The 1,887-nt window shown below is 61.0% G+C and carries 2 protein-coding genes; both read left to right on the plus strand.

Features of this window, described 5'->3' with window-relative positions; genetic code table 11:
• Positions 1–139: 139 nt before the first annotated feature.
• Positions 140–1,012, plus strand: coding sequence for a glycosyltransferase family A protein (locus EN991_RS34480; RefSeq protein WP_063170851.1), 873 nt, complete (start codon positions 140–142; stop codon positions 1,010–1,012).
• A gap of 13 nt (positions 1,013–1,025) precedes the next feature.
• Positions 1,026–1,887, plus strand: an 862-nt coding sequence (locus EN991_RS34485) for a polysaccharide biosynthesis/export family protein (protein WP_206519312.1), incomplete at its 3' end; no start/stop codon positions are given.

Consider the following 1,887-nt stretch of genomic DNA (forward strand, 5'->3'; position numbering starts at 1 on the left):
TTGCGGATGTGGTCCGTCACCGGGATACTCCGAAAGCCTGTGTCCGGCGGTAGGCCAGGCTCCTCCCGTCTCCTTTTATGCAGGCTGTGTCGGTCCACTCGTCGGTCTAGGTTTCGGCGGAACCGAAGCTGGATCGAGCATGAGACTCATAGTGATCATCCCGACGCTTGGCCGCAGCGGACAGGTCGGGCGTTTGCTTGGATATTTGGGCGGCCAGACGAGGCTTCCTGATGAGGTCATAGTGTCGGCGCCCGACGCCTCGCATGTCGACCTGCCGGAAAGCTGTCCTTTCCAGGTGTCACTCGTTTTCGGACCGAAAGGACTGGCTGCCCAGCGGAACAGGGCTCTCGTACCTTCCCTGGGGCGCTTCGACATCATCACATTCTTCGACGATGATTTCGTTCCGTCCGCCGAATATCTGCAGCAGGTCGAGAAAGCTTTCGTGGAAAATGACGGATGGGCGGTGGTGATGGGCACGGTCGTCAGGGACGGTGCCACGAATGCTGGCCTCACCTGGGAAAATGCCGAAGCCGCCTTGCGGGAAAACGAGGGCAAAAAACATGATGGACCGCCGGTGGTCGACCATGTCGGAGCATACGGATGCAACATGTCCTTGCGTTCCTCGCTTGTGGGCGATTTGCGCTTCGACGAGCGCCTCGTCTTGTACGGCTGGCAGGAAGACATCGACTTCACCAGCCAAATGAGATCCAAAGGCCGCGTGGTCTGCGTGACCGCGATCACGGGCGTCCATCTCGGTATCAAGACAGGGCGGGTCAGCGGCGAGCGGTTCGGCTACTCCCAGGTTGCGAATGCGATCTATCTGATCAGGAAGGGCTCCGTTCCGGCCTCTTTCGCACTTCCGCTGATGTTCAGGAATATCGCCGCGAATCTCGCAAAGAGCCTGCGGCCTGAGCCGTATATCGATCGCAGGGGCAGGCTCAGGGGTAACATGCTGGCGATCCGGCACATCGCCATGGGACGAATCGAACCCGAATACATCCTGAAAATCTGAAGGTGGGAAGACAATGCGGAAATGGCTTGTGACAGTGGCGGCGGCTTCATTGGCGGCGGCTGCCTGCCCCTTGCCGACGGTGGCTGCCGAGTACCTCTTCGGACCTCAGGACAAGGTCAGGCTCAAGGTCTACGAATGGCGCGCATCACGCGACGTGATCTTCGAATGGACGGCTCTCAACGACAGTTTCGTCGTCGGTGCCGACGGCACGCTCTTCCTTCCATTTGTCGGCCAGATACGCGCGCAGGGCACCGCCCCCGGCGACCTCGCCCGCGCGATCGGCGACCGCCTGATGCAGCACATGGGCCTCGGCCGCCAGCCGGATGTCGCTGTCGAGATTGTCCAGTACAGGCCGTTCTACATTGTCGGCTACGTCACGCAGCCAGGCGAGTTCCCCTACAGGCCCGGGCTGACGGTGCTGCAGGCGCTGGGAATCGCCGGCGGCCTGCGAACACGCGAGGAAGACATGTCGAGGCTCGAGCGTGAAGTCATCGTGGGTCAGGGCGATGTGGGTTTGTTGGCGCTGAGCAACGTCAGTCTGCTCGCCCGCAAAGCACGGCTGGAATCAGAACTAGCTGGCAGCGACGACATCGCCTTCCCTGCGCAACTGAAGGACAGAGCTTCGAACGAGAAGGTCGCGGTGGCGATGGAGCAGGAGCGCAAGATCTTCGCCGTCCGCAAGGACGCCATGGCGACGCAACTCCGTGCCCTGCGCGAACTCAAGGATTTCCTCGAAAAGGAACTGACCTCGCTCGGCCAGCAGATGGCCTTCCACGACCAACAGATCGAACTTATCCAGAAGGAACTCGCGGGTGTTTCGGCCCTTGTCCAGAAGGGGCTGGCGGTTGCACCGCGGGAACTCTCTCTACGGGGAA

The organism is Mesorhizobium sp. M7A.F.Ca.US.005.03.2.1 (assembly GCF_003997795.1).
In the GTDB taxonomy this organism is placed as follows: domain Bacteria; phylum Pseudomonadota; class Alphaproteobacteria; order Rhizobiales; family Rhizobiaceae; genus Mesorhizobium; species Mesorhizobium ciceri.

What these genes read in the sequence shown, in the direction of transcription:
- EN991_RS34480 (WP_063170851.1), top strand. Translation starts at nt 140, where the DNA reads ATGAGACTCATAGTGATCATCCCGACGCTTGGCCGCAGCGGACAGGTC.